This window comes from Corallococcus aberystwythensis, assembly GCF_003612165.1.
Classification (GTDB): Bacteria; Myxococcota; Myxococcia; order Myxococcales; family Myxococcaceae; genus Corallococcus; species Corallococcus aberystwythensis.
Genome location: NZ_RAWK01000143.1, coordinates 1 through 25,875, shown reverse-complemented (window position 1 = coordinate 25,875; position 25,875 = coordinate 1). Strand labels below are relative to the sequence as shown.

At 68.4% G+C, this 25,875-nt stretch carries 27 protein-coding genes and 1 pseudogene; 10 read left to right on the top strand and 18 right to left on the bottom strand.

The features are described from left to right. The 3 genes from D7W81_RS23270 to D7W81_RS23260 all read left to right on the top strand — a co-directional run. The coding region (locus tag D7W81_RS23270; protein WP_244227373.1) for a lysophospholipid acyltransferase family protein at window positions 1–642 on the top strand (642 nt) is incomplete at its 5' end. Beyond that, window positions 639–1,499 (top strand): MerR family transcriptional regulator, encoded by an 861-nt coding sequence (locus D7W81_RS23265; protein WP_120557591.1) that lies wholly within the window; start codon window positions 639–641, stop codon window positions 1,497–1,499. The genes D7W81_RS23270 and D7W81_RS23265, both read left to right, overlap by 4 nt. A gap of 12 nt (window positions 1,500–1,511) precedes the next feature. Further along, entirely contained in the window at window positions 1,512–2,414 is a 903-nt protein-coding gene (locus D7W81_RS23260) for a MerR family transcriptional regulator (protein ID WP_120557590.1), read from the top strand. 7 nt (window positions 2,415–2,421) lie between these two features. On the opposite strand, the gene D7W81_RS23255 is transcribed toward D7W81_RS23260, so the two are convergent. From D7W81_RS23255 to D7W81_RS23180, 16 genes and pseudogenes are all read right to left on the bottom strand, one after another. Next, on the bottom strand, window positions 2,422–2,796 hold the full coding sequence (locus tag D7W81_RS23255; RefSeq protein ID WP_158621666.1) for a DUF2019 domain-containing protein: 375 nt from the start codon (window positions 2,794–2,796) through the stop codon (window positions 2,422–2,424). Between the two features lie 58 nt (window positions 2,797–2,854). Next, complete coding sequence (locus D7W81_RS23250) at window positions 2,855–3,205, bottom strand: DUF2019 domain-containing protein (protein ID WP_120557588.1); 351 nt, start codon at window positions 3,203–3,205, stop codon at window positions 2,855–2,857. After that, a complete protein-coding gene (sitA5, locus tag D7W81_RS23245; RefSeq protein WP_120557587.1) occupies window positions 3,202–4,554 on the bottom strand; it encodes a SitA5 family polymorphic toxin in 1,353 nt (450 codons plus the stop codon). The genes D7W81_RS23250 and sitA5 overlap by 4 nt, the downstream gene beginning before the upstream one ends. Window positions 4,555–4,977: 423 nt before the next feature. Beyond that, window positions 4,978–5,574: an imm11 family protein gene (locus D7W81_RS23240; RefSeq protein ID WP_120557586.1), complete on the bottom strand. Its 597-nt coding sequence runs from the start codon at window positions 5,572–5,574 to the stop codon at window positions 4,978–4,980. Window positions 5,575–5,577: 3 nt separating this feature from the next. Continuing rightward, the gene (locus tag D7W81_RS23235; protein WP_120557585.1) at window positions 5,578–6,879 is read right to left on the bottom strand and encodes an AHH domain-containing protein; all 1,302 of its coding nucleotides are present in this window, start codon (window positions 6,877–6,879) and stop codon (window positions 5,578–5,580) included. A 366-nt stretch (window positions 6,880–7,245) separates the two neighbouring features. After that, window positions 7,246–7,620, bottom strand: a complete 375-nt coding sequence (locus tag D7W81_RS23230; RefSeq protein WP_120557584.1) for a DUF2019 domain-containing protein — start codon at window positions 7,618–7,620, stop codon at window positions 7,246–7,248. Then, a pseudogene (locus D7W81_RS44610) lies at window positions 7,617–7,883 on the bottom strand (SitA5 family polymorphic toxin); the annotation flags it as partial. The gene D7W81_RS23230 and the pseudogene D7W81_RS44610, both read right to left, overlap by 4 nt. Before the next feature lie 12 nt (window positions 7,884–7,895). Further along, complete coding sequence (locus D7W81_RS23220; protein ID WP_208721430.1) at window positions 7,896–8,489, bottom strand: imm11 family protein; 594 nt, start codon at window positions 8,487–8,489, stop codon at window positions 7,896–7,898. Between the two features lie 10 nt (window positions 8,490–8,499). After that, entirely contained in the window at window positions 8,500–9,792 is a 1,293-nt protein-coding gene (locus tag D7W81_RS23215) for an AHH domain-containing protein (protein ID WP_120557596.1), read from the bottom strand. A gap of 404 nt (window positions 9,793–10,196) precedes the next feature. After that, window positions 10,197–10,670: a hypothetical protein gene (locus D7W81_RS23205; RefSeq protein WP_120557581.1), complete on the bottom strand. Its 474-nt coding sequence runs from the start codon at window positions 10,668–10,670 to the stop codon at window positions 10,197–10,199. Window positions 10,671–10,879: 209 nt separating this feature from the next. Beyond that, window positions 10,880–11,482 carry an imm11 family protein gene (locus D7W81_RS23200; RefSeq protein ID WP_208721428.1) on the bottom strand — a complete coding sequence of 201 codons (603 nt, stop codon included), beginning with the start codon at window positions 11,480–11,482 and terminating at the stop codon, window positions 10,880–10,882. Window position 11,483: 1 nt separating this feature from the next. After that, entirely contained in the window at window positions 11,484–12,776 is a 1,293-nt protein-coding gene (locus tag D7W81_RS23195) for an AHH domain-containing protein (protein ID WP_120557595.1), read from the bottom strand. A gap of 81 nt (window positions 12,777–12,857) precedes the next feature. After that, a complete protein-coding gene (locus tag D7W81_RS23190; RefSeq protein WP_120557579.1) occupies window positions 12,858–14,333 on the bottom strand; it encodes a DUF2252 domain-containing protein in 1,476 nt (491 codons plus the stop codon). A gap of 148 nt (window positions 14,334–14,481) precedes the next feature. After that, window positions 14,482–15,834, bottom strand: a complete 1,353-nt coding sequence (locus D7W81_RS23185) for a cytochrome P450 (RefSeq protein ID WP_158621665.1) — start codon at window positions 15,832–15,834, stop codon at window positions 14,482–14,484. 130 nt (window positions 15,835–15,964) lie between these two features. Further along, the gene (locus tag D7W81_RS42465; RefSeq protein WP_158621664.1) at window positions 15,965–16,483 is read right to left on the bottom strand and encodes a hypothetical protein; all 519 of its coding nucleotides are present in this window, start codon (window positions 16,481–16,483) and stop codon (window positions 15,965–15,967) included. 34 nt (window positions 16,484–16,517) lie between these two features. After that, a complete protein-coding gene (locus tag D7W81_RS23180) occupies window positions 16,518–16,916 on the bottom strand; it encodes a hypothetical protein (protein WP_120557577.1) in 399 nt (132 codons plus the stop codon). Between the two features lie 147 nt (window positions 16,917–17,063). Between D7W81_RS23180 and D7W81_RS23175 the strand changes: the two genes are divergently transcribed. After that, window positions 17,064–18,977: a propionate--CoA ligase gene (locus D7W81_RS23175; RefSeq protein WP_120557576.1), complete on the top strand. Its 1,914-nt coding sequence runs from the start codon at window positions 17,064–17,066 to the stop codon at window positions 18,975–18,977. 2 nt (window positions 18,978–18,979) lie between these two features. Here D7W81_RS23175 and D7W81_RS23170 read toward each other — a convergent pair whose 3' ends face one another. Continuing rightward, entirely contained in the window at window positions 18,980–19,618 is a 639-nt protein-coding gene (locus D7W81_RS23170) for a TetR/AcrR family transcriptional regulator (RefSeq protein WP_244227372.1), read from the bottom strand. 149 nt (window positions 19,619–19,767) lie between these two features. Between D7W81_RS23170 and trhA the strand changes: the two genes are divergently transcribed. Then, window positions 19,768–20,403: a PAQR family membrane homeostasis protein TrhA gene (trhA, locus tag D7W81_RS23165; protein ID WP_120557593.1), complete on the top strand. Its 636-nt coding sequence runs from the start codon at window positions 19,768–19,770 to the stop codon at window positions 20,401–20,403. Window positions 20,404–20,416: 13 nt separating this feature from the next. Here the strand turns inward: trhA and D7W81_RS23160 are convergent, their stop codons facing one another. Then, the gene (locus tag D7W81_RS23160; RefSeq protein WP_120557575.1) at window positions 20,417–20,800 is read right to left on the bottom strand and encodes a winged helix-turn-helix transcriptional regulator; all 384 of its coding nucleotides are present in this window, start codon (window positions 20,798–20,800) and stop codon (window positions 20,417–20,419) included. A gap of 87 nt (window positions 20,801–20,887) precedes the next feature. Between D7W81_RS23160 and D7W81_RS23155 the strand changes: the two genes are divergently transcribed. From D7W81_RS23155 to D7W81_RS23135, 5 genes are all read left to right on the top strand, one after another. Further along, the gene (locus D7W81_RS23155) at window positions 20,888–21,907 is read left to right on the top strand and encodes a zinc-binding alcohol dehydrogenase family protein (RefSeq protein ID WP_120557574.1); all 1,020 of its coding nucleotides are present in this window, start codon (window positions 20,888–20,890) and stop codon (window positions 21,905–21,907) included. Window positions 21,908–22,102: 195 nt separating this feature from the next. Next, entirely contained in the window at window positions 22,103–23,839 is a 1,737-nt protein-coding gene (poxB, locus tag D7W81_RS23150) for a ubiquinone-dependent pyruvate dehydrogenase (RefSeq protein ID WP_120557573.1), read from the top strand. 127 nt (window positions 23,840–23,966) lie between these two features. Continuing rightward, a complete protein-coding gene (locus D7W81_RS23145) occupies window positions 23,967–24,485 on the top strand; it encodes an RNA polymerase sigma factor (RefSeq protein WP_120557572.1) in 519 nt (172 codons plus the stop codon). 32 nt (window positions 24,486–24,517) lie between these two features. Next, a complete protein-coding gene (locus D7W81_RS23140) occupies window positions 24,518–25,033 on the top strand; it encodes a hypothetical protein (protein WP_120557571.1) in 516 nt (171 codons plus the stop codon). A gap of 83 nt (window positions 25,034–25,116) precedes the next feature. Then, on the top strand, window positions 25,117–25,578 hold the full coding sequence (locus D7W81_RS23135; protein WP_120557570.1) for a DoxX family membrane protein: 462 nt from the start codon (window positions 25,117–25,119) through the stop codon (window positions 25,576–25,578). The last annotated feature ends 297 nt before the right edge of the window (window positions 25,579–25,875 follow it).

The window sequence follows — 25,875 nt, the reverse complement described above, 5'->3', positions numbered from 1 at the left end:
GCGGTGGACCGGTACATCGGGTGGAAGGTCCGCTCGACGTTCCGGGGCCTGTGGGTGCGCGGCGAGCTGCCTGGCGACGGCGTGGGCCGGCTCGTCTACCTGAACCACTCCAACTGGTGGGACGGCTTCGTGCTGCACCAGCTCTGCCAGGTGGCGGGCTGGGACGGCTACTGCCTCATGGACGAGGAGAACCTGCGCCGCTATCCCTTCCACACGAAGATGGGCGCGTTCAGCATCCGCAAGCAGGACGCGATGTCGTCCCTGTCCTCGCTGCGGTACGCGAAGGAGCTGCTGCGCAAGCCGCGCGCCGCGGTGTGTGTCTTTCCGGAAGGGGAGCACCGGCCCTTCGGCGTCCACCCGCTGAAGCTGGAGCGCGGCGTGGAGCTGCTGTCCCGCGCGGCGAAGGCGGAATGCCTTCCCGTCGCCATCCGCTACGCCTTCTTCGAGCACGAGCGGCCGGACGTGTTGCTGGAGGTCGGCACGCCGCATGAGGCCGGACCGCTCGCGCGCTTCCAGACCGGGCTGGAGGCGGTGGTGCGGCGGGTGTCCGAGGCCACGAGCCTGGAGGGCTTCACGCAGCGGGTGGCCGGAGCGCGCGGCGTGGCGGAGCGCTGGGACCGCGCGCGAGGCCTGGGCCCATGAGCCTGCGCATCCGCACCATCGCCCGGCTCACCGGCATCCGCGAGGCCACGCTGCGCGCGTGGGAGCGCCGCTACGGCTTCCCGCGCCCGGAGCGCAGCGAGAACAACTACCGCGTCTATTCACGCGACGAGGTGGAGGCCGTCCGCCGGGTGGCGAAGCTGATGGAGGAGGGCCTCTCGGTGAGCGAGGCCATCGCCCAGGTGCGCGAGGATTCCCCGCGGGCCGTCCCTCCCGCGGTGCGGCGCATGGAGCGCTTCTGGGCGGCGGTGATGGTGCTGGACGCGGAAGCCGCGGACGCCGTCCTGTCCGAGGCCCAGGTGGGCCTGGACGCCATCACCTCCTGCGACACCGTCCTCCTCCCGCTCCTGCGCGAGATGGCCTCCCGCCTGGACGTGGCGCGCGAGCACCTGGCCTCCGCGCTGGTGCGGCAGCGGCTGCGCATGCTGCTGTCGGGGATGGAGCGCGTGGGTGACGGGCCCCGGGGGCTCCTGGCCTGTCCAGAAGGGGACCACCACGAGGGCGGACTGCTGGCGCTGGGCGTGCATCTCAAGGCCCGGGGATGGCGGGTGACGCTGCTGGGCGCGGACACGCCCGCCGAGGCGCTGCAGGGAGCGTGCATGCAGCTGCGCCCGGACGTGGTGGCGCTGTCATTCATCCGCCGCCGGGATGCGGAGGACTTCGTCGAGGTGTTGTCCGAGGCGATGCAGGCGTGCGCGCCCGTGCCGGTGGTGGTAGGGGGTCCGGGCGCGAGGGAGCATCTGAAGACACTCTTCACGCTGGGCGCGCAGTACGCAGAGTCCGCGGAGGAGCTCATCGCCGTCTGGCAACAGGCGCGCAACGCGCAGAACCGACCATGAAGCACGCACACCATGGCTGAGCGCACCTATCGCATCCACATCGCCGCGGAGCTGTCGGGGGTCCGCGTGGAGCTCATCCGGGCCTGGGAGCGCCGCTACGGGGTGCTCGTGCCCGAGCGCACGCCCGCGGGCTACCGCGTCTACACCGACCGCGACGTGGCCCTGCTCAAGCGGCTCAAGGCGCTGACGGACGAGGGCGTGGCCATCAGCGAGGCGGCGAAGCTCCTGCCCCAACTGCGCGCGGAGCTGGACGTGCCATCCCTGCCGGTCTTCGACGGGATGGAGGCGCGGTCCGGGGGGCAGCCGGAGGCATGGCGCGCGGCGGTGATGGCCGCGGCGGAGGCGTATGACCAACCCCGCGTCGCGCGAGTCCTGGACGAGGTGATGGCGGCGCTGCCTCCGCTGAAGGCCTTCGAGGACGTGCTGGTGCCGGTGCAGCGCGAGGTGGGCGAGCGCTGGCACGCGGGAACCCTCACGGTGGCGCAGGAGCACCTGGTGACACAGGTGGTGCGCGAGCGGCTGGTGAGCCTGCTGCACAGTGCGCCCCGAGGTGGGCGCAAGCACGCGGTGCTGGCGTGTTTCCCGGAGGAGGAGCACGAGATTGGCCTCCTGGGCGTGACGCTGCGGCTGCGCCACGCGGGGCTGCGCGTGTCGCTGTTGGGGCAGCGCGTGCCGGTGCAGGACCTGGGTGAGATGGTGGCGCGGGCAAAGCCAGACGTGGTGGGCCTGTCTGCGGTGACGAACCGGGGCGCCACGGTGTTCGAGGACGTGCTCACGCGAATCCGGGACGCCCTGCCCCAGGGGCTGCCCCTCTGGGTGGGAGGCCCCGCCGCCCAGGCGCACGCGGAGGTCTGCGAACGCCTGGGCGTGAGGCTCTTCCTCCACGAGGACGACTGGACGCGGATGGCGGGCTGAAGCGGTTCTACTCTTCCAGGGGAAGCGTTCCGTTCTTCCATGCATCAAGGGTCATGGCCGCACTGAGCCCCATCAGGCTCGACGCGGGCGTAGACAACGAGGAGAGCGCCGCCTCTGCCTCACTGGGGGCGAACCGCAAGGCTGCCGTCGCCGCCCAATACCTCGTCCCTTCCTCGGGGGCGGAGAGCAAAGCCAGCAAGGCCGCCTCCGCCTCAGCCCCGCGCGTTTGCAACTCTCTCCTGACGGCGGCTGCGTGCTTGTACTCCTTGTTGGCGGCGCGAGTATTGAGCGCGTTCAACAACTGACCATGTTTCGCTGAAAGCTCGCGAAAACGTACGATCAACTCTTCCAGCGTCAGCGTCTTGAGGTCCTTTGTCTTCATGGGAGAGGTGGCGAGCGCGGCGCCCGTCAAGGGGAAGGGTTCACGGGAGGTCCCTCCGCTATTCCGGATCCAAGTCCCAGATGCCTTCTTCCCACCCTTTCAACGTCTGCTGGGCGCCGAAGGCAACGAGCCCTTCTCCTTTTGCAGCCTCCTCCAGCACCGCTCTGGCCTCGGCGGTGCGGTAACGGAGCAGGAAGGCAGCAGCCGTGGCCCTCACGTCCATCCTGGGGTGTTTCAGGAGGATGCAAAGCGCCTCTCTTCCTTCATTACCTCGGGCACGGAGTTCTTCAAAAGCCGTGATGTATCGGTCGCCGTGCTCATCCTCGGGGTCTGCACCCACCTGGAAGATCGCATCCGTCTGGGCCGCGACATTCTCGGCAAACTCCCTGACCCATCCCTCTAGAGTCATCGCCAGATTCCCTTCTTGATGTTTTCAATGGCGAGCATGCCGAAATCGCGTTGGGCTGCGTACGGCTGCGTGCTCAGCCACTCTCGAATGGTCAGGACGCGTGAACGAGTGAGGAGCGGGTACTTCCTTGAATAGAACGCGCTGACCATGTCGTGGATCGACTTATCCAAGGCGATGACATTCTCGGTGTTGTGAATTGCTTCGGGCCCGAAATGACGAACGTTCCCTTCGGTCTGCTCGACGATGTGGTGCCACTCCTTGTTCGGGCCCGCGCTCCCTCGTGCCTTCGTCATGCCCCGGTGTGTCTGCCACGCCTTGTATCCGGAAGAAGCGCTCCCTCCGCCGCGCGTTCCACTCGATGACATGGCCACGGCACCCGGCGCGAGACCGACCGTGAAGCCGTCCGCGACGATGGCGACCGTCTCGACCTGTCCCACGGCTGCGTAGACCACGCCGGCTTCCGCCTCGGCCCGGACCGCGGCCTGGGCTGCCCCTGGCAGGCCCGGAAGCCTCGCACCAAGCGTCGCGCCCGTGCTTCCGATTGCCGCCGTCGCCAGCATTACAAAGGCTCGTGCCGCCTGCCGGCCCATCACCTTCCCGAAGCGTTCCCCCGCCCCGCGCAGTTCGTCGAACGTCAGCGCTGTGTCCGACTCGGCCATGAGGTGCCGGAAGCCCTGGATGAGTGCCCAGAACGTGTCGATGCCCACATAGACAATGAGCGCCGCCGTGAGCACTGCTGCCACGCCCTTCGTCGCGGGCTCTGGCACGGTCCAGAGCAGCGCGTAGGTGGCCGCGGTCCAGAGCGCGGCCTGCATCAGCGCCTCGGGATTCGCCATGTCCTTCACGGCGTCCCACAATTCGTCCAACACCGCCCCCTTCGCGAGCGCGAGCGCCAGGGCGAATCGCGCGTCCCCCGTGATGACCGCGCTCTCTTTCAGCAGCCCCAGACAGTCACCGGCCCGTCCGGTCCGCGCGCACCAGCGCAAGTAGGCGCGGGTCAGCTCCACGTCGGGCCGCGACGGCTCGGCGGACAGGTGCTCACCCGGGCCGAGCGGCGTGATGCGGCGGCGCTTCACATCCACCAGGTACGAACCGCTCCGGGGCTCCACCTCGAACAGGCGCCGGGCGGCTTCCTGGGCATGCGGCGACAAACGGATGTCCCGCGCCAGCCGAGCCACGGCATCCTTCAGCGCCTCCGTATCCAGCGTGACGCGCCCGGCGGTTCCATCCGCGCGAGGCACCTGGACGACAGGCGCACCGCGTCCCGTGTCGAGCCGGACGACCTTGGCCGCACCGCCGCACCCGACCCACGCCCACAGAAGGCACAGCAACATCCATGGAAGCCGCATCAGGAGCTCCAATCGCAGAAGGAGACGGGCTCACCGCCGACGGCCGTCACTTGGCGCTTGCTCCTTTGGACCGCAGGGCTTCCTACAGCATCGTGTGGTTGAGCAGGATGTCCTTGATGCCATTCCGGACGCTCTCGGAGTCCAATGCCTGCTTGCTCATCAGCGTATGCGCATCGAGTGCGTCGATGATGACACTCATGATCTCTTCCCGGAGATCTGGCGAGTTCGCGAACTGTTCCGATGAAGGAGGAGTGGTTCGGCTTACTCATGACGGCATTCTGTAGAGGCGCCCGGAGCGAAGGGGAGCGGGTTGAGGCATGCAGGGGCCGCTCCGGGACAATCCCGGTCATGGTAGCAGCGGCCGTTCAGGGACGGCCATCCCCAAGAGAAGCACTTCAGGCCCTCTGGCCCGTGGAGCGCTTCTCACTCAGGGTGCGCGCTGCGCGGCCCCGTCACGCGCTCGAACGACACTCCCAGGTTCCCCACCTCCTCAAGCGCACTCTTGATCTCCTCTGAGACGATGAGCGCGGAGGTGTAGCCGTGTATCCGGAAGACCCGGGCTCCTTCTGTCTTGGCAGGGTCGATACGCAGACCGTGGATGGCGCGGTACGTTCCGGCTCTCTCCGGCGCAACTCCATCTGGAGGATAGATTTGCACCTCCTTGGAGTTCTCTTCATCAACACATTGGAAACACCTGGTTGCGTTGATGACATAGAGGTTCTTGCCTGCCCCTTCAACCTCGATGGGGAATGTCTGGACGTCATCTGGTGCCAGCTTGCGAAAGAGATTCGCAACCTGCTCATCCGCGACAGGGGTTCTCCCCGAGTTCGCCACCGAGAAGGAGCGCTGTGGCCCCTCACGGAATGGTCTGCTCGTGAGGGGGCCGGGGTCTGGCAGGCGCCTTCCGTCCCCAAACATCCAGGGGTCATCCAGCTCACCGCCAGATGCCGGAGCAGGCAACTCCAGGACCCACTGAGGAACATCCGCAATCCCTATGTCATAGTAATTGTCATCAGACATTCACTAGCCCTCTCTCGGAGAAATCAGGCGCCGAAGCGCGGAATCCGGCGTCAGGAGGTCGTCTGCGATCTTCGCAAGCTCCTCGACCAATCGTCCTCGGCACGTGTCTTGGGTCCTGCATTTTCCTAGCGCGTCATTCAGTCTCCGCAACACCGCTTCATGGTATTCGCGCGGATGTGGCCCCTGATGTCCATCTAGACGCACTTTGTTGGCGACATCGTCCAAGGACAGCCCGGCCCGGGCAAAGACTTCTTCGCACAATGGCGTCCAAGGCCCTCCGGACACAGCGGAGACCAGGTTCTTGTTCGTGCAGATGTGGTGAACCGGCCCGTCGGCGTCACCTGGAATCTGGCCGTTCGAGTACATCGCGAGAGCCGCGGCGGCCCCCGGTGCGAGCGCGACGTTGAGCACACCTGCGGCAGGCAGCGCGATGGACGTCACGCCACCGTTCAGCGCCGCCCCGAGTGGAAACCCCGCCTCGGCCTGTCCTCGGAGCGCGGCCTGGGGGAAGCCCGGGAGCTTGGGCCCCTGGGCCGCCATCGCGCTCCTTCCGCCAAGCGCCGCCGTGACGAGCAGCACCAGGACGCGCGTGCCATTCGTTCCGAGCACCTTTCCGAAGCGATGACCGATGTCCTGCAACTCCATGACGCTCGTTGCCGTCCCTGCGTCGTCCCAAAGCCGGACGAAACCTCGGCCCATCTCCCAGACGGGCACGATGCCCAGGTAGGCCACCAGGGCGGCCGTCAGCGCCACGGCGATGGCCTTGGTGACCGGCTCGGGCAGCGTCATGGTGAGAAGGACGCTCAGCGCGGCGGACGTCACCATGGCCTTGAGCGCCGCGGGGTTCAGCAGCTTGCCAACCTCGGCCTCGACGCCTTCCCACACGCTGTCGAGCGCGAAGGACAAGGCCATGAGCGTGCGGTCCTTGCGCGAGAACGTCAGCCCCGTCCCGCCCACCAGGGACAAGCAATCATCCGCGGCGGGACAGAGGCGCGCGTACAACGACTCAGGGGTGCTTCCCGATCCGGAGTCCGCCAATCCCTCCGAAGAGGCGAGCAGCGTCCTGGAGCGCACCCACCCTCGTGCATCCGCCGCGTCCGCCTCCCGGAACACAACGTCCATGCGCAGGTCCAGGATGAGCTGCGTGAGGGCGGACGTGAACGCGTCCTCGCCCACGTGGACCGGGGTGACCTCCACCGGCTCGTGGACAACCCGCTGACCGTTGCCGGTATCAAGATGGACGACGCGGGAGGTCGCACACCCTGTCGCGAGCAGCAGCAGAGGAACGGCTACAACCCAGCTCATGGAGTCCCCGAGGGCGCCCCCGGAAGATCAGGAGGCGCGGCATCCTGGCCTTGGGGCGCCACAACTTCAACGGAACCCTTCCCCGGCTGGGGTCTGCGTGAAGGGGATGCCAGACCCCGGACAGCAGGCGTGGTGAAACTCCACCTCGGGGATGCGCGCATCGCGGAGCTGGGCGCGCGCCGGGGGCGTTGGTGCCCAGGCATCCCGCGATGCGCGCGGCGTTGCCGGTGCGCGCATGGGCGTGCTTGTGCTGACCCCTGGTCCCGACTCGAAGCGCCCAGGCGCACGCGGACGTCCGCGAACGCCTGGGCGTGAGGCTCTTCCTCCACGAGGACGACTGGACGCGGATGGCGGGCTGAAGCGGTTCTACTCTTCCAGGGGAAGCGTTCCGTTCTTCCATGCGCGCAGGGTCATCGTCGCACTCACACTCAGCAGCGTTGGCGGCGGCTCCGCCAACAGGGCAAGCGCACGTTCTGCCTCGCTGGGAGCGAAGCCCAAGGCGGCCGTCGCGGCCCAATACCGCGTCCCTGGCTCCGGATCGTTCAGTAATACCAGCAGACGTTTCTCCGCATCAGGCCCACGGGTACGCAGCTCTTTCCTGACGGCTGCCGCGAGAAGGTAGTCCTTGTTCGCAGCCCGAGTGTCGCGCGCATTCAGCAGGCGCCCGTGCCTGGCTGAAGCCTCGCGAAAACGCGCGATCAACTCCTCTGTCCCTAGCACCTTGAGGTCACGTGCTTTCATGGGATGGCTCCGAAATCCTTCAAGGTTTGCAGTCCAAATGCGCGCTGCTGCTCGTAGGAGTGCGTCCGCAGCCACTCCCGGACGATCTGCCCTCCGGAGACAGCCTGTCTGGACGAGTAGTATGAGCTGACCAGCTTGTGGAGTTGCTCGTCGATTGCGATGACATTCTCGGTATTGTGAAGCGCATCGGGCCCAAAGCGCTGCACGTTCCCGGGCGTCTGCTCGACGATGTGGTGCCATTGTTTCCCGCTGCCCGCTGGCCCGTGGAGGACTTCTCACTCAGGGTGAGCGCTGCGCGGACCCGTCACGCGCTCGAACGACACGCCCAGGTTCCCCACCGCTTCGAGGGCGGCCTTGATCTCCTCGGAGACAATGAACGCGGTCTTGAACTTCCTGGGACGGAAGACATGCGCGCCCCCGACCTTCGAGGGGTCGATTCGCAGGCCGTAGATCCAGCGGTACTCCCCTGCATGTTCAGGAAAAGGGTCGTTTTCAGTGTGGTGCTGCACTTCTCGGCACTTCGCTTCGTCGATGCAATCGACTGTCTTTGTTGCGTTGATAATGAAGTATCGCGCGGATTCGCCTTCAACGGTGATTGGGAACAGTTGAACATCGTTGGGAGCGTGCGTCCTGAAAACGTTCGCGGCCGCTTCAGTGCCGATGGGCGAGCGTTCCACCCCTGCGAACACAAGGGCGCGTTTCTGACCTGGGTTTCTGACCCGAGCCTTGGTGGGCCCAGGGTCTGGAAGAGGGTTTCCCTCTCCGAACATCCACGGCTCATCGAACGCTCCGCCGGACGCTGGCACAGGCGTCGTGATGTACCACTGAGGTACATCGGCAATGTTCACCCAATAGAAGTTCCGTTCCACTTCCACCCTCCTACCTCACGATGTAGCCGCGCAACTCCGAGCCCGGTGTAAGCAATTCACTTGCGATATTGGCGAGCTCATTCAGCAGCTTCGCACGACAGGCCTCCGTGGTTCTGCAAGTCCTTACGGCCGCTTGCAGCCGATTCACGACCTGGCTGTGATAGAACTCAGGGTGAGGCCCTTCATGGCCATTGAGTCGCACCTTGTTTGCAACGTCCTCGAGCGTCATGCCGGCCTTCTCGAAGATTTCCTCACACGCTGGCGTCCAAGGACCGCCTGTAGCAGCCGAAACCAGGTTCTTGTTCGTGCAGATGTGGTGAACCGGCCCGTCGGCGTCACCTGGAATCTGGCCGTTCGAGTACATCGCGAGAGCCGCGGCGGCCCCCGGTGCGAGCGCGACGTTGAGCACACCCGCGGCAGGCAGCGCGATGGACGTCACGCCACCGTTCAGCGCCGCCCCGAGTGGAAACCCCGCCTCGGCCTGTCCTCGGAGCGCGGCCTGGGGGAAGCCCGGGAGCTTGGGCCCCTGGGCCGCCATCGCGCTCCTTCCGCCAAGCGCCGCCGTGACGAGCAGCACCAGGACGCGCGTGCCATTCGTTCCGAGCACCTTTCCGAAGCGATGACCGATGTCCTGCAACTCCATGACGCTCGTCGCCGTCCCTGCGTCGTTCCAAAGCCGGACGAAACCTCGGCCCATCTCCCAGACGGGCACGATGCCCAGGTAGGCCACCAGGGCGGCCGTCAGCGCCACGGCGATGGCCTTGGTGACCGGCTCGGGCAGCGTCATGGTGAGAAGGACGCTCAGCGCGGCGGACGTCACCATGGCCTTGAGCGCCGCGGGGTTCAGCAGCTTGCCAACCTCGGCCTCGACGCCCTGCCACACGCCATCGAGCGCGAAGGACAAGGCCATGAGCGTGCGGTCCTTGCGCGAGAACGTCAGCCCCGTCCCTCCCACCAGGGACAAGCAGTCATCCGCGGCGGGACAGAGGCGCGCGTACAACGACTCAGGTGAGCTCCCCGAGCCGGAGTCCGCGAGGCCGCCCGAGGAGGCGAGCAGCGTCCTGGAGCGCACCCACCCTCGCGCATCCGCTGCTTCCGTCTCCCGGAAGGCAACGTCCAGGCGCAGGTCCAGGATGAGCTGCGTGAGGGCGGACGTGAACGCGTCCTCGCCCACTTGGACGGGGGCAACCTCCACCGGCGCGTGGACCACCCGCTGACCGTTCCCGGTATCGAGATGGACAACGCGGGAGGTCGCACACCCTGTCGCGAGCAGCAGCAGTGAGACCGCCCTGGCCAGCCTCATGGAATCCCCTGCGGACGCCTCCCGGAAAATCAGGAGGCGCGGCATCCTGGTCTTGGGGAGCCACAACTTCAACGGAACCCTTTGCCGGATTGGGTCTGCGTGAAGGGGATGCCAGACCACTGACAGCAGGCGTGGCGGAGCTCGACCTCGGGGATGCGCGCATCGCGGAGTTGGACGCGCGCCGGGTGGCCGCTGGTGCCCAGGCATCCCGCGATGCGCGCGGCGTCGCCGGTGCACGCACGGACGCGGACCATCGCGGACCCGGCATCAGGAGGAGCGCGCTGACGCCCGGTCCCGACTCGAAGCGCCCAGGCGCACGCGGACGTCTGCGTGCGCCTGGGCGTGAGGCTCTTCCTCCACGAGGACGACTGGACGCGGATGGCGGGCTGAAGCGCCCCCTTGCGTTACCGGCAGAGCGGAGGCAGCGAGCGGGCCATGCCCACCGCTGATTCCACCTGCCCGAGCGCCACGGTGAAGGCCTGCTGCGCGGCTCCGGGGTTCCCCGCCAGCAGCGCGGTGGAGGCATCCCGCAGGGCGCTGACGCCGGAGGTGGCCGTGGCGAGCGGACCGCGGAGGTCCGTGGTCAGGGCCGAGGGCGCCAGCAGCGCCACCGCCGCTTCGGCCTGGGCGAGCGCCAGGAGCGCGGAGGTGTTCTGCTGGGTGGCAGCGAGGAGGCTGAACAGGTTCAGCGTCGTGAGGGCCTCCCGCGTGGTGGCCGCCGCGGCCTGCGCCGCGTTCACCGCGGTGGTGACGGCCGTGATGGCCACGGCTTCGGTGGAGTGGGTGTCCACGCACTGCTGGGATTGCGCGGAGGCCGGCGCGACGTAGAGGGCCACGGTCAGGACGGCGGCGGACAGCCAGTTCGTACGGGTCGTCATGGATTGGGCTTTCGCGCACGAGGGTGGACACCGCCCCTCCTCCGGCGACAGCGGGACGGGTTCCACCAGCCCGCGCGGGTAGGTGGGGGTTACGGGGGTTGTGAATAATTACAGCCGGAGGGCAGGGAATAACTGTGCCCGACCCTCGCGTCCGTCAATCAATGGCAGACTTCAGGACGAGCGGCTGTGCATCCGGCAACGCCGTTTTCTCAATGAGCGAGCGGAGGGGGCCATGGCTCCTGCGGACCCGTCACGCGCTCGAACGACACTCCCAGGTTGCCCACTTGCTCAAGGGCGGCCTTGACCTCCTCGGAGACAAGGAACGCGGTCTTGAACTTCCTGGGCCGCAGGACCTGCGCGCCCCCGGTCTTCGCGGGGTCGATTCGCAGGCCGTAGATCCAGCGGTATTCCCCTTCGAATTCAGGGAACTCGCCCACGGGGTAGTGCTGCACTTCCCGACACTTCGCTTCGTCAATGCAATCCACCACCCTGGTCGCATTGACGACGAAGTACGGCTCGGCTTCGCCCTCTATCGAGACTGGGAAGAGTTGCACATCATCTGGAGTGAAAGTCCTGAAGACGTTCGCAACGGCTTCGCTGACGATGGGGGCTTTCTCTATCACGGAGAACACAAACGTTCGTTTTTCACCCGGATGGGAGATCTCGGCCCTGATGGGTCCAGGGTCTGGAAGGACGCGACCGTCCGCGAACATCCAAGGCTCCTCGAACGTGCCACCAGATGCCGGTTCCGGAGTTGAAATGAGCCACTGGGGTACATCCGCCATTTCAACCCAATAGAATCGAGCCTCCATCTCACCCCTCCACCTTGACAATGAAGCTTCGCAACTCAGAGCCTTGCATCAGGAGTTCATTGGCAATCGTTGCAAGCTCCTCCATCAGTTTTGCCCGACAGGTCTCAGTTGTCCTGCAGCGACTGACAGCGTCCTGTAGCCGGCTCACCACCTTCTTGTGATACAGCTCGGGGTGAGGTCCTTCATGGCCATTGAGGCGGACCTTGTTGGCAGCGCCCTCAAGCGTCATGCCGGCCTTCTTGAAAATCTTCTCGCATAGTGGCGTCCAAGGCCCTCCGGACACAGCCGAAACCAGGTTCTTGTTCGTGCAGATGTGATGAACCGGCCCCTCGGCGTCACCTGGAATCTGGTTGTTCGAGTACATCGCGAGTGCAGCCGCTGCGCCGGGAGCCAGCGCGGCGTTGAGCACTCCAGCCGCAGGCAGCGCGATGGAAGTCACGCCGCCGCTCATTGCCGACCCGAGCTGAAAGCCTGCCTCCGCCTCTGCTCGGAGCGCGGCCTGGGGAAAGCCCGGGAGCTTGGGCCCCTGGGCCGCCATCGCGCTCCTTCCGCCAAGCGCCGCCGTGACGAGCAGCACCAGGACGCGCGTACCATTCGTTCCGAGCACCTTGCCGAAGCGATGACCGATGTCCTGCAATTCCATGACGCTCGTCGCCGTCCCCGCGTCATCCCAAAGCCGGACGAAACCTCGGCCCATCTCCCAGACCGGCACGATGCCCAAGTAGGCCACCAGGGCGGCCGTCAGCGCCACCGCGATGGCCTTGGTGACAGGCTCGGGCAGCGTCATGGTGAGAAGCACGCTCAGCGCGGCCGACGTCACCATGGCCTTGAGCGCCGCCGGGTTCAGCAGCTTGCCAACCTCGGCCTCGACGCCTTCCCACACGCTGTCGAGCGCGAAGGACAAGGCCATGAGCGTGCGGTCCTTGCGCGAGAACGTCAGCCCCGTCCCGCCCACCAGGGACAAGCAGTCATCCGAGGCAGGACAGAGGCGCGCGTACAACGACTCAGGTGAGCTCCCTGAGCCAGAGTCCGCCAGTCCCTCCGAGGAGGCGAGCAGCGTCCTGGAGCGCACCCGTCCTCGCGCATCCGCCTCCCGGAACGCAACGTCCAGGCGCATGTCCAGGATGAGCTGCGTAAGGGCGGACGTGAACGCGTCCTCGCCCACCTGGACCGGAGCCACCTCCACCGATTCGTGGACCACCCGCTGACCGTTCCCGGTATCGAGATGGACCACGCGGGAGGTCGCACACCCCGTCGCGAGCAGCAGCAGCGTGACGGCTCCGGCCAGCCTCATGGAATCCCCTGCGGACGCCTCCCGGGAAATCAGGAGGCGCGGCATCCTGGCCTTGGGGAACCACAACTTCAACGGAACCGCTCAGTGCGTCAGGGCTTCCAGCGCCTTCGCCTGCGCGTCGATGAAGTTCCCGTAGTCCGACTCCACCTGATCCGCATAGGCGCAGGCGAACTCCGCGATGGCTTCATCGAAGTGGCCGTTGCTGCCCAGGTAGCCGGCGATGAGCGCGGCATCCCCCGTGCGTGCGTGGGCGCGGGCCAGCGTCGCACCACAGGCGTCCGCGTAGTCCTGGAACACGGGCGCGTCCATCTTCTCCGCGTCCAGCGAACCCTTCATGTCGCGCAGCTGGCGCACGTAGAAGGCGCCCATGCCCTCCACCTCCGTCCAGCCGAGGAACAGGTCGGAGAAGGCCTGCATGCGCCGCTGGCCCACCACCACGCGCTCGCCCGCGCTGTGGAACTCGCTGGGGCCCAGGTAGGGCTCCAGCACGGACGCCTTCGCCTCCTTGAGCTGCAACACCAGCGGGTCCTCCCCGCCGTTGCCCTCACACAGCACGACGTAGGCCTGCAATCCCACGCTGCCCACGCCCACGACCTTGAAGCCCCACTCCTTGCGCTGGTAGCGCAGACACAAATCCCTCACCGCGCCGTCCAGTGACGCGAGGTACCCCACCGTGAGCCGCTTGATGCGCCGCTCCAGCTCCGTGGGCGACACGTCCATCTTCACCGCCGTGAGCGGGAAGAGCAGGGGCGGCTGGTAGGCCAGGTGCCGCTGGCCGTTGCGCTCCACGGTGAGCTTCTCCACCGCGTGCGCGCTGGTGTGGCGCTTCGCCTTCTCCACCGCCTCCGCGGCGAGCTTCGCCGTGTCCTCGGAGTCGGAGCGCTTCAGCTCCCGCGCGTCCACGTGGAGCGACCAGACCTCCAGCAGGCTCTTCGTGGTCAGCTCGCGCAGGGTGAGCCGGTAGGACTCCACGGCCTTGCGCGCGGCCTTCTTGCCGCAGCGGGCACCCAGGCCGTTCTGCTTCGCCGCCATGACGAAGCTCGCGGCCAGGCGCTTCACGTCCCATTCGAAGGGGCCGGGCAGCGTCTCGTCGAAGTCGTTGAGGTCGAAGACGAGGTTGCGCTCGGGCGTGCCGAACAGGCCGAAGTTGGCCAGGTGCGCGTCGCCGCAAATCTGGCTGCGCAGGCCGCTGTGTGGCGTGTGGGCCAGGTCGCGCGCCATGACGAAGGGCGTGCCGCGCAGGAAGGCGAACGGAGACTCCGACATGCGCTCATGGCGCACGGGCACCAGCCACGGCAGCCGCGTGGCGTCGGACTCCTTGAGCTGTGCCAGCGGGTCGCGTCCCCGGAAGGGCTTCCACGCCGCGTGGCTGCTCCGGGGACAGCGCTTGCGCAGGGCTCGGCCGGCGTCCATGCGCTCCTCCACGGAGCGGAAGTCCACGGCCTGCAGCCGTGAGGGCTTCAGCTTCCGGGGCGTGCGCCGCGTGCGCTGCTGCTTCTGGTTGGACACGAGGGGAACCTTCGCGGCTCCCAACTCCGATGTGCCGTCCGCATCCATGGGGTGTGTGACTCCTCACCCCCAACGGTGGATCCGGCCCGTGAGAACCGGAAGCGTCCGGGCCCGGAAATTCGTCTGCCCCCGGGGCCCAGCCGCGTGAAGTGTTGAGCGGTGAGAAGACTTCAAATCCATGCAGCTCAAACGGGCGCTACACCGCACGCGGCGTGAGCGGGATGCCGCTCTTCGGGCGCAGGGTGATGGCGGGAAGGACCTCCGGTGCGGGTCCCGGGGCGGCTTCGAAGTGGAAGCGCTGGAGCACCGTGGCCAGCACCAGGCGGATCACCATCAGCGCGGAGCCCGCGCCGATGCAGAGCCGGGGCCCTCCTCCGAACGGACAGTACGCGAAGCGCGGGATGCGCCGCTCCAGGCCGTCCGCCCAGCGCTCGGGACGGAAGGCCTCCGGTTCCGGGAAGTGGCGCGCGTCCCGGTGCAGCGCCCACTGGGACCACGCGACCACCGTCCCGGCGGGGACGTGGACGCCGTCCATCCGGTCGTCCGTCTCCGCCACCCGGCTCATGCCCCACGCGGGCGGATACAGACGCAGGGACTCCTTCACCACCTGCTCGCAGTACGGCAGCGATGGCAGGTCCGCCACCGTGGGCTCGCGGCCTCCCAGCACCGTGGCCAGCTCCCGCCGCAGCGTGGCTTCCGCCTCCGGGTGGCGCGCCAGCAACCACAGGCTGAGCGCCAGCGCGGCGGCGGTCGTCTCATGCCCGGCGATCATCAATGTCAGACATTCGTCGCGCAGCTGCGCGTCCGTCAGGGGCTCGCCGTCCTCCGCCTGCGCCTCCAACAGCAGGCCCAGCAGGTCGTCTCCGGGGCCTCCCTGCCTCCGGCGGCGCTCCACTACTTCGTCCACGACGGCGTGCAGGGAGCGCAGGGCGGCCTTGAACCGCCGCTGTCCCGGCGTGGGCACCCAGGCGGGCAGCGGGATGGGCGTGTCGAAGAGGAACTGGGCGTGCAGCATCACCGCCTCCATGGCCCGTCCCAGCTCCCGCGCCTGCGCGGAGAGGTTCGCGCCGAAGAGCGTTCCCGCCACCACGTCCAGCGTCAGCGCCATCATCTCCGGGTACGCGTCGAAGGCCTCTCCTTCCCGGCGCGATGCCAGCCATTGGTTCGCGGCCTTCACCGCCACGCCGCCGTGCGCGGCCAGCAGGTTCTTGTGGAAGGCCGGCTGCATCATCCGCCGCCGCCGCATCCAGACGTCGCCGTGGCTGGTGAACAGGCCCTGGCCCACCACCGCCTCCAGGGCGCGCTTCTGGAAGGCGTCCTTCGGGTAGTTGCGGAAGTTCTTCACCAGCACGTGCTCGATGGCCTCCGACGAGTTGAGCAGGTAGATGGGCGTCCCCACGAAGCGGGTCCGCACCACGGCGCCCCGGTCCGCGTAGCGCAGGAAGAAGCCCAGCGGATCCTTCCGGTACTCCAGCCCCTGGCCCACCCACGGCAGCCCCGAGGGAAGCCGGGGAGGAAGGACCGCGGAAGCGGACGTGTCGGCGTGCATGCTGCAAGTGTAGCCGAGCCTCCCGTCCCCGGCTTCGCGCCAGACCCCAGCGTGCGGTCCAGGTCCTGCCGGGCCGGATCCTCGCACGTGGCCGGAACTGCGTGCTGCTGGGGCGCACCTGCGCCGCGCGTTAGCGCCCGTCGCCCAGCGCCGGCTGGAGCTGACCGCTGTTGATGGCCAGGGACAGGCGCTGCTCCATCGCGTCGACCTCTTCGCGCGGGCCGGCGCGGAGGGCCTGATGGAAGCGCCGTTGATCATCGTCCGTCCAGCGGCCTCGCGTGATGGCGTCCGCCAGGACCTGCTGTCCCTGGGAGGCCGCCTCCACCTGCTCGGGCGTGGGGGCAGGACGCGCCTCCGGCACGGGCTCCGTGGGGGGCGCCGTGGTGGTCGCCTTCGCCGCGAGTACGGCAAGCTGTTCGCGGATGAGCCGCAGCTCCTCGCGGGAGTCCTGCGCTTGCATCACGACGGACGTGGGCGCGGCGTGTGACGGGATGAGGCCCTGGAGCTGGCGGGACTGCGCCTCCAGCTTCGCGTCCAGCATGTGCTCCACGCGGGACTCCAGCGTGGCGAAGGTCAGCGCCACGCCCCCGGTGATGCCGAGCGCGATGCCCGGGACCTGTGACAGGAGTGTCTGGAGGAAGGTCTTCATCGAAGGCTCCGAGGGCGTGACGCACGCAGCGGGACTACGGCGCCTTCGGCTCCAGGTGCGAACCCTTGAGCACGTCGACGCTCTGACAGATGCCGTTCACATCCCAGGTGAAGTAGATGAAGGACGCGTCCGCGATGGCCTGCGCGCTGCGCACGTGCGCGGGTTGGGTCGAGTAGCAGCTCGCGGAGACGTTCGCCGCGCTCGTGGCGTAGCACCGCACCGACTCATTGCCCGTGGAGTCCGCGGACGTGCGGCAGTAGATGCGCTGGAGGACGTCCGCGCTGTTGCGCGCCGTGCCCATGCCCCCTTCGGCATAGCGGATGGCGGTGTTGACGACCACGCTGTACGACTGCTTCGCTCCCGCGTACGCCACGGGGACCGCGAGCAGCACCAGCGCGACGGACGTCCCCAGGGCCTGCGTGAAACGCTTCATGGTGTGAACTCCCCTTCAGTGGAAATGGCTGAAGCGGTTACGCCCGGCCCCGCGTTTATTCCCACGCTGTTTCACGGGAGGCGTCCTTCCCACCCGCGCGGGCCCGCCCCTATCGTCAGGGGACATCCCCCTGGAAGGAGCGTCCGCATGGACAGCTATCTGGACTTCTACCGCCGCTCCATCGAAGCGCCGGACGCGTTCTGGGCGGAGCAGGCCCGGCTCATCGACTGGGAGCGGCCCTTCGACCAGGTGCTGGATGCCTCCCGGCCGCCCTTCGCGCGCTGGTTCGTCGGGGGGCGCACCAACCTGTGCCACAACGCCGTGGACCGCCACCTGGCCACCCGCGCGGATCAGCTGGCGCTCGTCTTCGAGTCCACCGAAACGGACCAGCGCCGCCAGTACACCTATGCGCGGCTGCACGCGGAGGTGAACCGGGTGGCGGCCATGCTGCGCGCGCTGGGCGTGAGGAAGGGCGACCGTGTCATCGTCTACATGCCCATGGTGCCGGAGTCGCTCTTCGTGCTGCTCGCGTGCACGCGGCTGGGGGCCATCCACTCGGTGGTGTTCGGCGGCTTCGCGGCGCACAGCCTGGCGATGCGCATCGACGATGCGAAGCCCGTGCTGCTGGTGACGGCGGACGCGGGCATGCGCGCGGGCCGCGTCATCCCCTACAAGCCGCTGGTGGATGAGGCCCTGACGCTCGCGAAGCACCCGCCCGCGCACGTGCTGGTGCTGGACCGGGGGCTCGTCTCCGGCAGCCCTGTCACCGCGGGACGTGACGTGGACTTCGCCACGCTGGGCGCTCAGCACGAAGGTGCCCGGGTGCCGGTGGAGTGGCTGGAGTCCTCCGAGCCCAGCTACATCCTCTACACGTCCGGCACCACCGGGAAGCCCAAGGGCGTGCAGCGCGACACGGGCGGCTATGCGGTGGCGCTGGCCGCGTCCATGCGTCACATCTACACGGGGCAGCCCGGCGAGGCGATGTTCACCGCCTCCGGCATCGGCTGGGTGGTAGGCCATTCGTACATCGTCTATGGCCCGCTGCTGAATGGCATGACGACGGTGCTCTACGAGGGCCTGCCCATCCGGCCGGACGCCGCGGTCTGGTGGCGGCTCATCGAGCAGTACGGGGTGAGCGTGATGTTCACGTCCCCCACCGCCATCCGCATCCTGAAGAAGCAGGACGCGGCGTTCCTGAAGCGCCACGACACGTCCCGCCTGCGCTACCTCTTCCTCGCGGGCGAGCCGCTGGATGCGCCCACGCACGCGTGGATTTCGGACGCGCTGCCGTCCACGCAGGTGCTGGACAACTACTGGCAGACGGAGACGGGCTGGCCCATCCTGGGGCCCGTCCCCGGAGTGGAGCCACGCAAGCGAAAGCTGGGCTCACCGGGCGCGGCCATCTACGGCTACCGCGTGAAGCTGGTGGACGGGCTGAGCGGGGAGGCGGTGACGGCGCCGAACCAGAAGGGCGTGCTGGTGATTGAGCCGCCGCTGCCGCCGGGGTGTCTGTCCACGGTGTGGGGCGACGACGCGAGGTTCGTCTCCACGTACTTCTCCAGCTTCGACACGCCCCTCTACAACACCTTCGACTGGGCCACGCGCGACGAGGACGGGGACTACTTCATCCTGGGCCGCACGGATGACGTCATCAACGTGGCGGGCCACCGGCTGGGGACTCGGGAGATTGAAGAGGCCATCAGCGGCCACCCGGCCATCGCGGAGGTGGCGGTGGTGGGCGTGAAGGACGAGCTCAAGGGCCAGGTGGTGATGGCCTTCGCCGTGCCCAGGGACCCCGCGCGGCTGCACCGCGAGGAGGACCGTGACGCGCTCGCGCGCGAGGTGATGGACACGGTGGGCCGGACGCTGGGGGCCGTGGCGCGCCCCGCGGCGGTGTACGTGGTGGCGAACCTGCCCAAGACGCGCTCCGGGAAGCTGCTCCGCCGCGGCATCCAGGCGGTGGCGGAGGACCGCGAGCCGGGGGACCTCACCACCATCGAGGACCCCACCGCGCTGGAGGGCATCCAGGCGGCGCTCAAGGCCCGGCCTCCGAAGGCGTAGCGTCAGCCCCGGCGCTTCGGTTCGCGCTTCGCGCCGGGCGCGGCGGGGTCCTTGGGCAGGTGTCTGAGGCCCATCCACCCGAGCGCCGCGACGTGGCGGGCCACGTTCTCCGTGGAGAAGGACTTGCCCTCCGCGGCCCACCAGTGGCCCACCTGCGTCACCATGCCCACCAGCGCGTTGGCGTAGATGGGCGCCACCTTGGACGGGTAGCCGGCGCGCTCGAACTCGCTGCGGAAGACGTCGCCCACGCGGTGGGCCAGGTCGTCGATGACGCGCGTCAGCCCGCGCCGCGCCGCCGCCGTGGGCGAGTCCCGCGTCAGCACCGCGAAGCCCGCGGGCTCTTCCTTCACGTAGGCCATGAACGCCAGCACCGCGTCCTCGAAGCGCTGCCGGGGCGTGCCCTGCGCGATGCTCGACGACACGCGCGCCACCAGGTCCTCCAGCTCCCGGTCCACGATGGCCGCGTACAGCCCCTCCTTCGCGCCGAAGTGCTCGTAGACGATGGGCTTGGACACGCCCGCCTGCTGGGCGACCTCTTCAATCGAAGTCGCCTCGTAGCCCTTCGCGGCGAACACCGACCGGCCAATCTCCATCAACTGGACCCGGCGTTCCGCGCCCGTCAGCCGCTGTCTCTTCTTCAAGTTGACCTCTAACCTACCCGTCAGTAACTTACCGGACCGAAACCTACCATCAAGTAGGTAAAGCGTGGAGCCGGCACCGTCATGAAATGCTTCGTTTCGAAGGATGCCGAGTCCGCCGAGGGGCGCGCGTGAGCGCGGCGGTGCCGGGAATGGAGAAGCCGAAGCTGCGCGGGGTGTTGCACCAGTGGGCGGCGGCGTTCGCGGTGGGGGCGGGCGTGGTGCTGGTGGCGATGGCGCCCACGCCTCGCACGGTGCTGGCGTCCGCGCTGTATTCGCTGAGCCTGGTGGGGTTGTTCACCATCAGCGCGACGTACCACCGGGTGAACTGGTCGCCGAGTGCCCGCGCGTGGATGCGCCGGGCGGACCACGCGGCCATCTTCCTGCTCATCGCGGGGACGTACACGCCGGTCATCCTGCTGGGGCTGCCGCCAGAGGTGGGCAACCCGCTGATGGCCTGGCTCTACGCGGGCGCGCTGCTGGGCATCCTGCAGTCGATGTTCTGGGTGGGCGCGCCCAAGTGGGTGACGGCGGCGCTGGCCATTGGCGTGGGCTGGACGATGATGCCGTACTTCGGCGACGTCTTCCGCGCCCTGGGCACCTCCGCCATCGTGCTCATCATCGCTGGCGGGTTGGCGTACACGCTGGGCGCGCTCGCGTATGCCTTCAAGCGGCCCAACCCCCGGCCCGGCGTCTTCGGCTACCACGAGGTGTTCCACGCCATGACGCTGGTGGGCGCGGGGCTGCACTTCGTGCTGGTGCTGCGCCTGGTGCGCGCGGCGGGGTAGGGCGCTTCCTCTCTCAGCGCCCGGCGACCGCCGCGAGCCGGCGCTTGGGGGCCGCCTGCTGCGGAGTCTTCCGGCCCAGGTACGTCTCCCCCCAGGACTTGAGCGCGGCAATCACGCCGCGCAGCGTCTGGCCCTGCGGTGTGAGGCTGTATTCAACGCGCGGAGGAACCTCCGCGTACACCTGCCGGTGCACGAGCCCGCTCTCCTCCAGTTCGCGCAGGTGCTGCGTCAGCATCCGCTGGGTGACGTCCGGGATGCGCTTGCGCAGCTCTCCGAAGCGCAGCGTGCCTTCCAGCAGGTGGTAGAGGATGAGCCCCTTCCACTTGCCCCCAATCACATCCAGCGTCGCGGACACGGGACACCCCGCGGAGCAGTCATAGGTCTTGTGCCGGGCCATGGTTCCCTTTTCGTGCGTATGGGCGGAAATCCTGCGTACTTGTCCGCTTCAACCTTCGGGACGATGTTGCACGCAAAGGAGCCCCCCATGCGAGCCGTTGCCCTCACGAAGTACCTCCCCAGTGACCATCCCGAAGCCTTCGTCGACGTGGAGCTGCCGGACCCCACGCCCGGCCCCGGTGACCTGCTGGTGCGCGTGCGCGCCGTGTCGGTGAACCCCGTGGACGTGAAGGTGCGTGCGCCCAAGGACAAGGTGGAAGCCTCGCCGCGAGTGCTCGGCTGGGACGCGGCGGGCGTGGTGGAGGCGGTGGGCCGGGACGTGAAGCGCTTCCGCCCCGGCGACGAGGTCTTCTACGCGGGCTCCATCGCGAAGCCCGGCACGGACTCGGAGCTGCACGTCGTGGACGCGCGCATCGTCGGCCGCAAGCCGAAGGGGCTGACGTTCGCCCAGGCCGCGGCGATGCCGCTCACCTCCATCACCGCGTGGGAGCTGCTGTTCGAGCGCCTGGGCGTGCCCCAGCGCAAGACGGGCACCCCGAAGGACGCGCTGCTCGTGGTGGGCGGCGCGGGGGGCGTGGGTTCCATGGCCATCCAGCTTGCCAGCAAGCTGACGGACCTCACCGTCATCGCCACCGCGTCGCGGCCGGAGACGGTGGAGTGGTGCAGGGAGCTGGGCGCGCACCACGTGGTGGACCACCGCCAGCCGCTGGCGGCGCAGGTGCAGGCGCTGGTGCCGGGTGGCGTGCGCTACGTGATGGCCCTCACCGCGACGGAGCAGCACTTCGCGCAGCTGGTGGAGCTGATGGCGCCCTTCGGCCAGCTGGGCATCATTGACGACCCGCAGACGCCGCTCGACGTGAACGCGATGAAGCGCAAGAGCCTGGCGCTCCACTGGGAGCTGATGTTCACGCGCGCTCTCTACGACGCGGATCCGCTCTCCCAGCAGCGGCTGCTGGACACCGTGTCGGACCTGGTGGAGGCGGGGACGCTGCGCACCACGATGACCCAGGACTTCGGGCCGCTCACCGCCGCCAACCTGCGGCGCGCGCACGCGGCGGTGGAGACGGGCCGCACGCTGGGCAAGATCGTCCTGAGCGGCTTTCCCTGAGCCCTCCCGGGGGCCATGCCGCGAGTGACACGGACGGCGCGGCGAATGGTGCGCGGCGAACGGCGGAGCTGCGGACGCCCCTTCCACACCGGGCAACCAGCCTTGCGCGGGGCCCGGCCGCACGGCCGGTCGCAGGGCCAGGCGACGGTGCACATCTTCGCCCCGGGTGAATGCGCCCGGGGCCTGGGGTGGACCATGAAGAGGACGGCGGCGGACCAGTTCGTGGAAATCCTCGCGCTCGCGGGAGTGAAGCGCATCTACGGGGTGGTGGGGGACAGCCTCAACGCCATCACCGAGGCGCTGCGCAAGCGCGGCGACATCGAATGGGTCTCCATGCGCAGCGAGGAGGCCGCCGCCTTCGCGGCTGGAGCAGAGGCGCACCTCACCGGGAAGCTCGCCGTGTGCGCGGGCAGCTGCGGCCCCGGCAACACCCACCTCATCAACGGCCTCTATGACTGCCACCGCAGCCGGGTGCCGGTGCTGGCCATCGCGGCGCAGATTCCCTCCGTGGAGCTGGGCACCGGCTACTTCCAGGAGACCCACCCGGAGAACCTCTTCCGCGAGTGCAGCCACTACTGCGAGCTCATCTCCGCCCCCAACCAGATGCAGCGCACCGCGGAGATCGCCGTCCGCAGCGCGCTGGGCAAGCGCGGCGTATCCGTGGTGGTGATTCCCGGCGACATCGCGCAGCAGAAGGAGGAGGAGGCCCGGCCGCCCACGCCGGAGTCCCTGCGGCTCTCCGCGCCCGTGGTGATGCCCCCCGCCGCATCGCTGGAGCAGATGGCCGCGCTGCTCAACGCCGGGGGCCGCGTGACGCTCCTGTGCGGCGCGGGCTGCGAGGACGCGGGGCCGCAGGTGGTGGAGCTGGCGAGACGGCTCCAGGCGCCCGTCGTCTCCGCGCTTCGGGGCAAGGAGCACGTGGAGAAGGACAACCCCCACTTCGTGGGGCTCACGGGGCTCATCGGCTACGCGTCCGGGTACTGGGCGATGATCGATTGCGACGTGCTGCTGATGCTGGGCACGGACTTCCCCTACCGGCAGTTCTACCCGGACCGCGAGGACACGCGCGTCATCCAGGTGGACGTGCGGCCGGAGAACATCGGCAAGCGCACGCGGGTGGACGTGGGCGTGGTGGGCAGCGTGGCCCCGACGCTCCAGGCGCTGCTGCCCCGCCTTGAAGCGAATCGCGACACGAAGCACCTGGAGCGAGCGCTGGAGCACTACCGCAAGACGCGCGAGGAGCTGGACGCGCTGGGGCAGGGCACGGTGGGGAGGAAGCCCATCCATCCGCCACAGGTGGCGCGCGCGTTCGACCTCCAGGCGTCCGACGACGCCATCTTCACCTGCGACGTGGGCCTGCCCACGGTGTGGGCCGCGCGCTACGCGACCATGAAGGGCGGCCGGCGGCTGGTGGGCTCCTTCAACCACGGTTCCATGGCAAGCGCGCTCGCGCAGGCGATTGGCGCGCAGAAGGCCTTCCCGGACCGGCAGGTCATTTCCTTCTCCGGCGACGGCGGCTTCACCATGCTGATGGGGGACGTGCTCACCCTGGTGCAGCTGGAGCTGCCCATCAAGATCGTGGTGTTCAACAACAGCTCCCTGGGCTTCGTGGCCATGGAGCAGCAGGTGGGCGGCATGCTCGACGTGGGCACCGCGATGCACCCCACGAACTTCGCCGCGCTGGCGGAGGCGCTGGGCATGAAGGGCCTGCGCGTGGAGGACCCGAGTCAGGTGGACGAAGCCGTCCAGCAGGCGCTCGCGACGCCGGGGCCCGTGCTGGTGGACGCCGTGGTCAGCAAGGCGGAGCTGGTGATGCCACCGCGCATCACCGTGGCCATGGCCGCCGGCTTCACCCTGTTCGGCATCAAGGCCCTGCTCAATGGCCGCACCAACGAGGTCCTGGAGCTGGCGCGCACCAACCTCTGGCGCTGAAACCTCCTGTTGTTTCCGGAGGTTGGAGAGGGCTGGAGAAAAATCAGCAGGGCCGCGAATCCATTCGGCCCGTGGCTGCCTCCTATCCTGCGAATGGGGATTTTCCCCGTCGCACGAGGCAGGCCCGATGGGTTCGACCACCACTCCCGACGCGTTGCTGCTCGCGGCCCACGCCGGTGACCGCGACGCGATGGTGCACCTGCTCCAGGTGCACCAGCCGAACCTGCGGCGCTACGCGCAGAAGCGCTGCCTCATCAGCGACGTGGACGACGCGGTCCAGGAGGCCCTGCTGGTCATGTCCCGCCACCTGGCCACCGTGCGCAAGCTGGCGTCGTTCTCCGGGTGGATGTTCAAGGTGGTCCAGCGCGAGTGCCGCCGCCTGGCCCGCACGGCGCTGAAGCAGGACCCCTACGAGGAAGCGCTCGTGGACCAATGGATGTCCGCGCACACGCCGGACTCGCTGCGGCTGGACATGGCGTCCGCGCTGGAATCGCTGCCGCCGCAATACCTGGAGGTCGTCGTGCTGCGCGACTTCGAAGCGCTCACCATCCGGGAGATGGCCGAGCGTCTGTCGCTGGAACCGGCGGCGGTGAAGAGCCGCCTGCACCGCGCCCGCGTGATGATCCGCGAATACCTGCTGGCCTGAATTCCAAACCCTCTCTCCACCGGAGACCTTCCATGGCGAACCCCCTGTCCACCCTGGGCATCATCCACACGCTCGTGAGCGTGCCTCCCATCGTCTTCGGCGTCTGGGCCTTCGTGCGCGACGGGCGCATCGACCCGGGCACCCGTGTCGGCAAGGCGTACGTCGCCAGCATGGTGACATCGGTGGTGACGTCGTTCGGCCTGTCGAGCACGGGCGGTTTCAACCCGGGCCACGCGCTGGGGCTGGTGGCGCTGCTGCTCATGGCGGTGGGCGCCGCGGCCCCCGGCCTGGGCGTGTTCGGCCGCGCCACGGAGTACGTGCGGACCCTCACGTACTCCGCCAGCTTCATGGTGCTGCTGGTGCCGGGCATCAACGAGACACTGACCCGGCTGCCCGCGGACAGGCCCCTGGCGGACAGCCCCCAGTCCCCGGTGGTGCAGGCGGGCTTGGCGACGCTGCTGGGCCTGTTCCTCTGCGGCGCCGCGTACCAGGTAGTGCGGCTGCGCGCCCGGGCGTACGGCCATGTAGGCGGATTGCCGCACCGATAAAGATGCGAAGCGTGTCGATTGGTGGGGCCTTGATTCGACGTGGGAGTAGAAGGCCCGCGCTTTTCACCTGAACGGAGCACGCCATGGACGCCACCCTTTCCTCCTCCACCCCTGGGGTGGAGGCCGCCCCGAAGAAGAAGTCCTTCGCCCGCCATCTGCCGACGGCGGCCCGCGTGTTCATGGGGCTGGTGTTCTTCGTCTTCGGCCTGAACGGGTTCCTGGAGTTCATTCCGGCGCCCAAGGACCTGAACCCGGCGGACCCGGCGGTGGCCTTCGGCGTCGCGATGAAGGCCACGGGCTTCTTGTTCTGGCTGGTGAAGGGCACGGAGACGGTGGCGGGGCTGCTGCTGCTGGCCAACCGGTTCGTCCCGCTGGCGCTGGCAATCATCGCGCCGGTCATCGTGAACATCTTCCTGACGCACGCCTTCCTGGCGCCGTCGGGCCTGGGCATGGCGGTGATGCTCCTGGCCGCGGAGCTCTTCCTGGCCTGGTCCTACCGGGCGGTGTACCGCCCGATGCTCGCCATGCGGGCGACGCCTTCGTAGGGAAGAAGGCCGCCAGGGGTTCGTGAGCTTGTCCCTCGACCCGTCGGTGTCCGCGAGGACACGAGTCTTGGGAGTGCAGTGGTGGGCCGCGACAGTGGGATGGGCGGACGGCAAGCCGGGGTCACGGACAGAGGCGCCTGCCGGAGGCGACGTCGCCCAACTGGTCCGACTGTCGGACCAGTTCGCGCCTCTTCGGGTCCGGGAGCGCGCTGTCCCAGCAGGCATGCCCCTCGCGTCCATGTCAGACCCATCTGGTTGGATGGGCGAAGCATTGGCGAGGAGGGGGCGGGGATGGTG

Bases quoted from the DNA above. Each gene is read 5' to 3' on its own strand.
- poxB (WP_120557573.1), top strand. From the start codon at position 22,103: ATGAAGAGGACGGCGGCGGACCAGTTCGTGGAAATCCTCGCGCTCGCG.
- D7W81_RS23160 (WP_120557575.1), bottom strand. From the start codon at position 20,800: ATGGCCCGGCACAAGACCTATGACTGCTCCGCGGGGTGTCCCGTGTCC.
- D7W81_RS23185 (WP_158621665.1), bottom strand. From the start codon at position 15,834: ATGCACGCCGACACGTCCGCTTCCGCGGTCCTTCCTCCCCGGCTTCCC.
- D7W81_RS23190 (WP_120557579.1), bottom strand. From the start codon at position 14,333: ATGGATGCGGACGGCACATCGGAGTTGGGAGCCGCGAAGGTTCCCCTC.
- D7W81_RS23235 (WP_120557585.1), bottom strand. From the start codon at position 6,879: ATGAGCTGGGTTGTAGCCGTTCCTCTGCTGCTGCTCGCGACAGGGTGT.
- D7W81_RS23230 (WP_120557584.1), bottom strand. From the start codon at position 7,620: ATGAAAGCACGTGACCTCAAGGTGCTAGGGACAGAGGAGTTGATCGCG.
- D7W81_RS23195 (WP_120557595.1), bottom strand. From the start codon at position 12,776: ATGAGGCTGGCCGGAGCCGTCACGCTGCTGCTGCTCGCGACGGGGTGT.
- D7W81_RS42465 (WP_158621664.1), bottom strand. From the start codon at position 16,483: ATGAAGACCTTCCTCCAGACACTCCTGTCACAGGTCCCGGGCATCGCG.
- sitA5 (WP_120557587.1), bottom strand. From the start codon at position 4,554: ATGCGGCTTCCATGGATGTTGCTGTGCCTTCTGTGGGCGTGGGTCGGG.
- D7W81_RS23155 (WP_120557574.1), top strand. From the start codon at position 20,888: ATGCGAGCCGTTGCCCTCACGAAGTACCTCCCCAGTGACCATCCCGAA.
- D7W81_RS23180 (WP_120557577.1), bottom strand. From the start codon at position 16,916: ATGAAGCGTTTCACGCAGGCCCTGGGGACGTCCGTCGCGCTGGTGCTG.
- D7W81_RS23135 (WP_120557570.1), top strand. From the start codon at position 25,117: ATGGACGCCACCCTTTCCTCCTCCACCCCTGGGGTGGAGGCCGCCCCG.
- D7W81_RS23200 (WP_208721428.1), bottom strand. From the start codon at position 11,482: ATGGAGGCTCGATTCTATTGGGTTGAAATGGCGGATGTACCCCAGTGG.
- D7W81_RS23250 (WP_120557588.1), bottom strand. From the start codon at position 3,205: ATGACTCTAGAGGGATGGGTCAGGGAGTTTGCCGAGAATGTCGCGGCC.
- D7W81_RS23255 (WP_158621666.1), bottom strand. From the start codon at position 2,796: ATGAAGACAAAGGACCTCAAGACGCTGACGCTGGAAGAGTTGATCGTA.
- D7W81_RS23175 (WP_120557576.1), top strand. From the start codon at position 17,064: ATGGACAGCTATCTGGACTTCTACCGCCGCTCCATCGAAGCGCCGGAC.
- D7W81_RS23265 (WP_120557591.1), top strand. From the start codon at position 639: ATGAGCCTGCGCATCCGCACCATCGCCCGGCTCACCGGCATCCGCGAG.
- D7W81_RS23140 (WP_120557571.1), top strand. From the start codon at position 24,518: ATGGCGAACCCCCTGTCCACCCTGGGCATCATCCACACGCTCGTGAGC.
- D7W81_RS23215 (WP_120557596.1), bottom strand. From the start codon at position 9,792: ATGAGGCTGGCCAGGGCGGTCTCACTGCTGCTGCTCGCGACAGGGTGT.
- trhA (WP_120557593.1), top strand. From the start codon at position 19,768: ATGGAGAAGCCGAAGCTGCGCGGGGTGTTGCACCAGTGGGCGGCGGCG.
- D7W81_RS23260 (WP_120557590.1), top strand. From the start codon at position 1,512: ATGGCTGAGCGCACCTATCGCATCCACATCGCCGCGGAGCTGTCGGGG.
- D7W81_RS23205 (WP_120557581.1), bottom strand. From the start codon at position 10,670: ATGACGACCCGTACGAACTGGCTGTCCGCCGCCGTCCTGACCGTGGCC.
- D7W81_RS23145 (WP_120557572.1), top strand. From the start codon at position 23,967: ATGGGTTCGACCACCACTCCCGACGCGTTGCTGCTCGCGGCCCACGCC.
- D7W81_RS23240 (WP_120557586.1), bottom strand. From the start codon at position 5,574: ATGTCTGATGACAATTACTATGACATAGGGATTGCGGATGTTCCTCAG.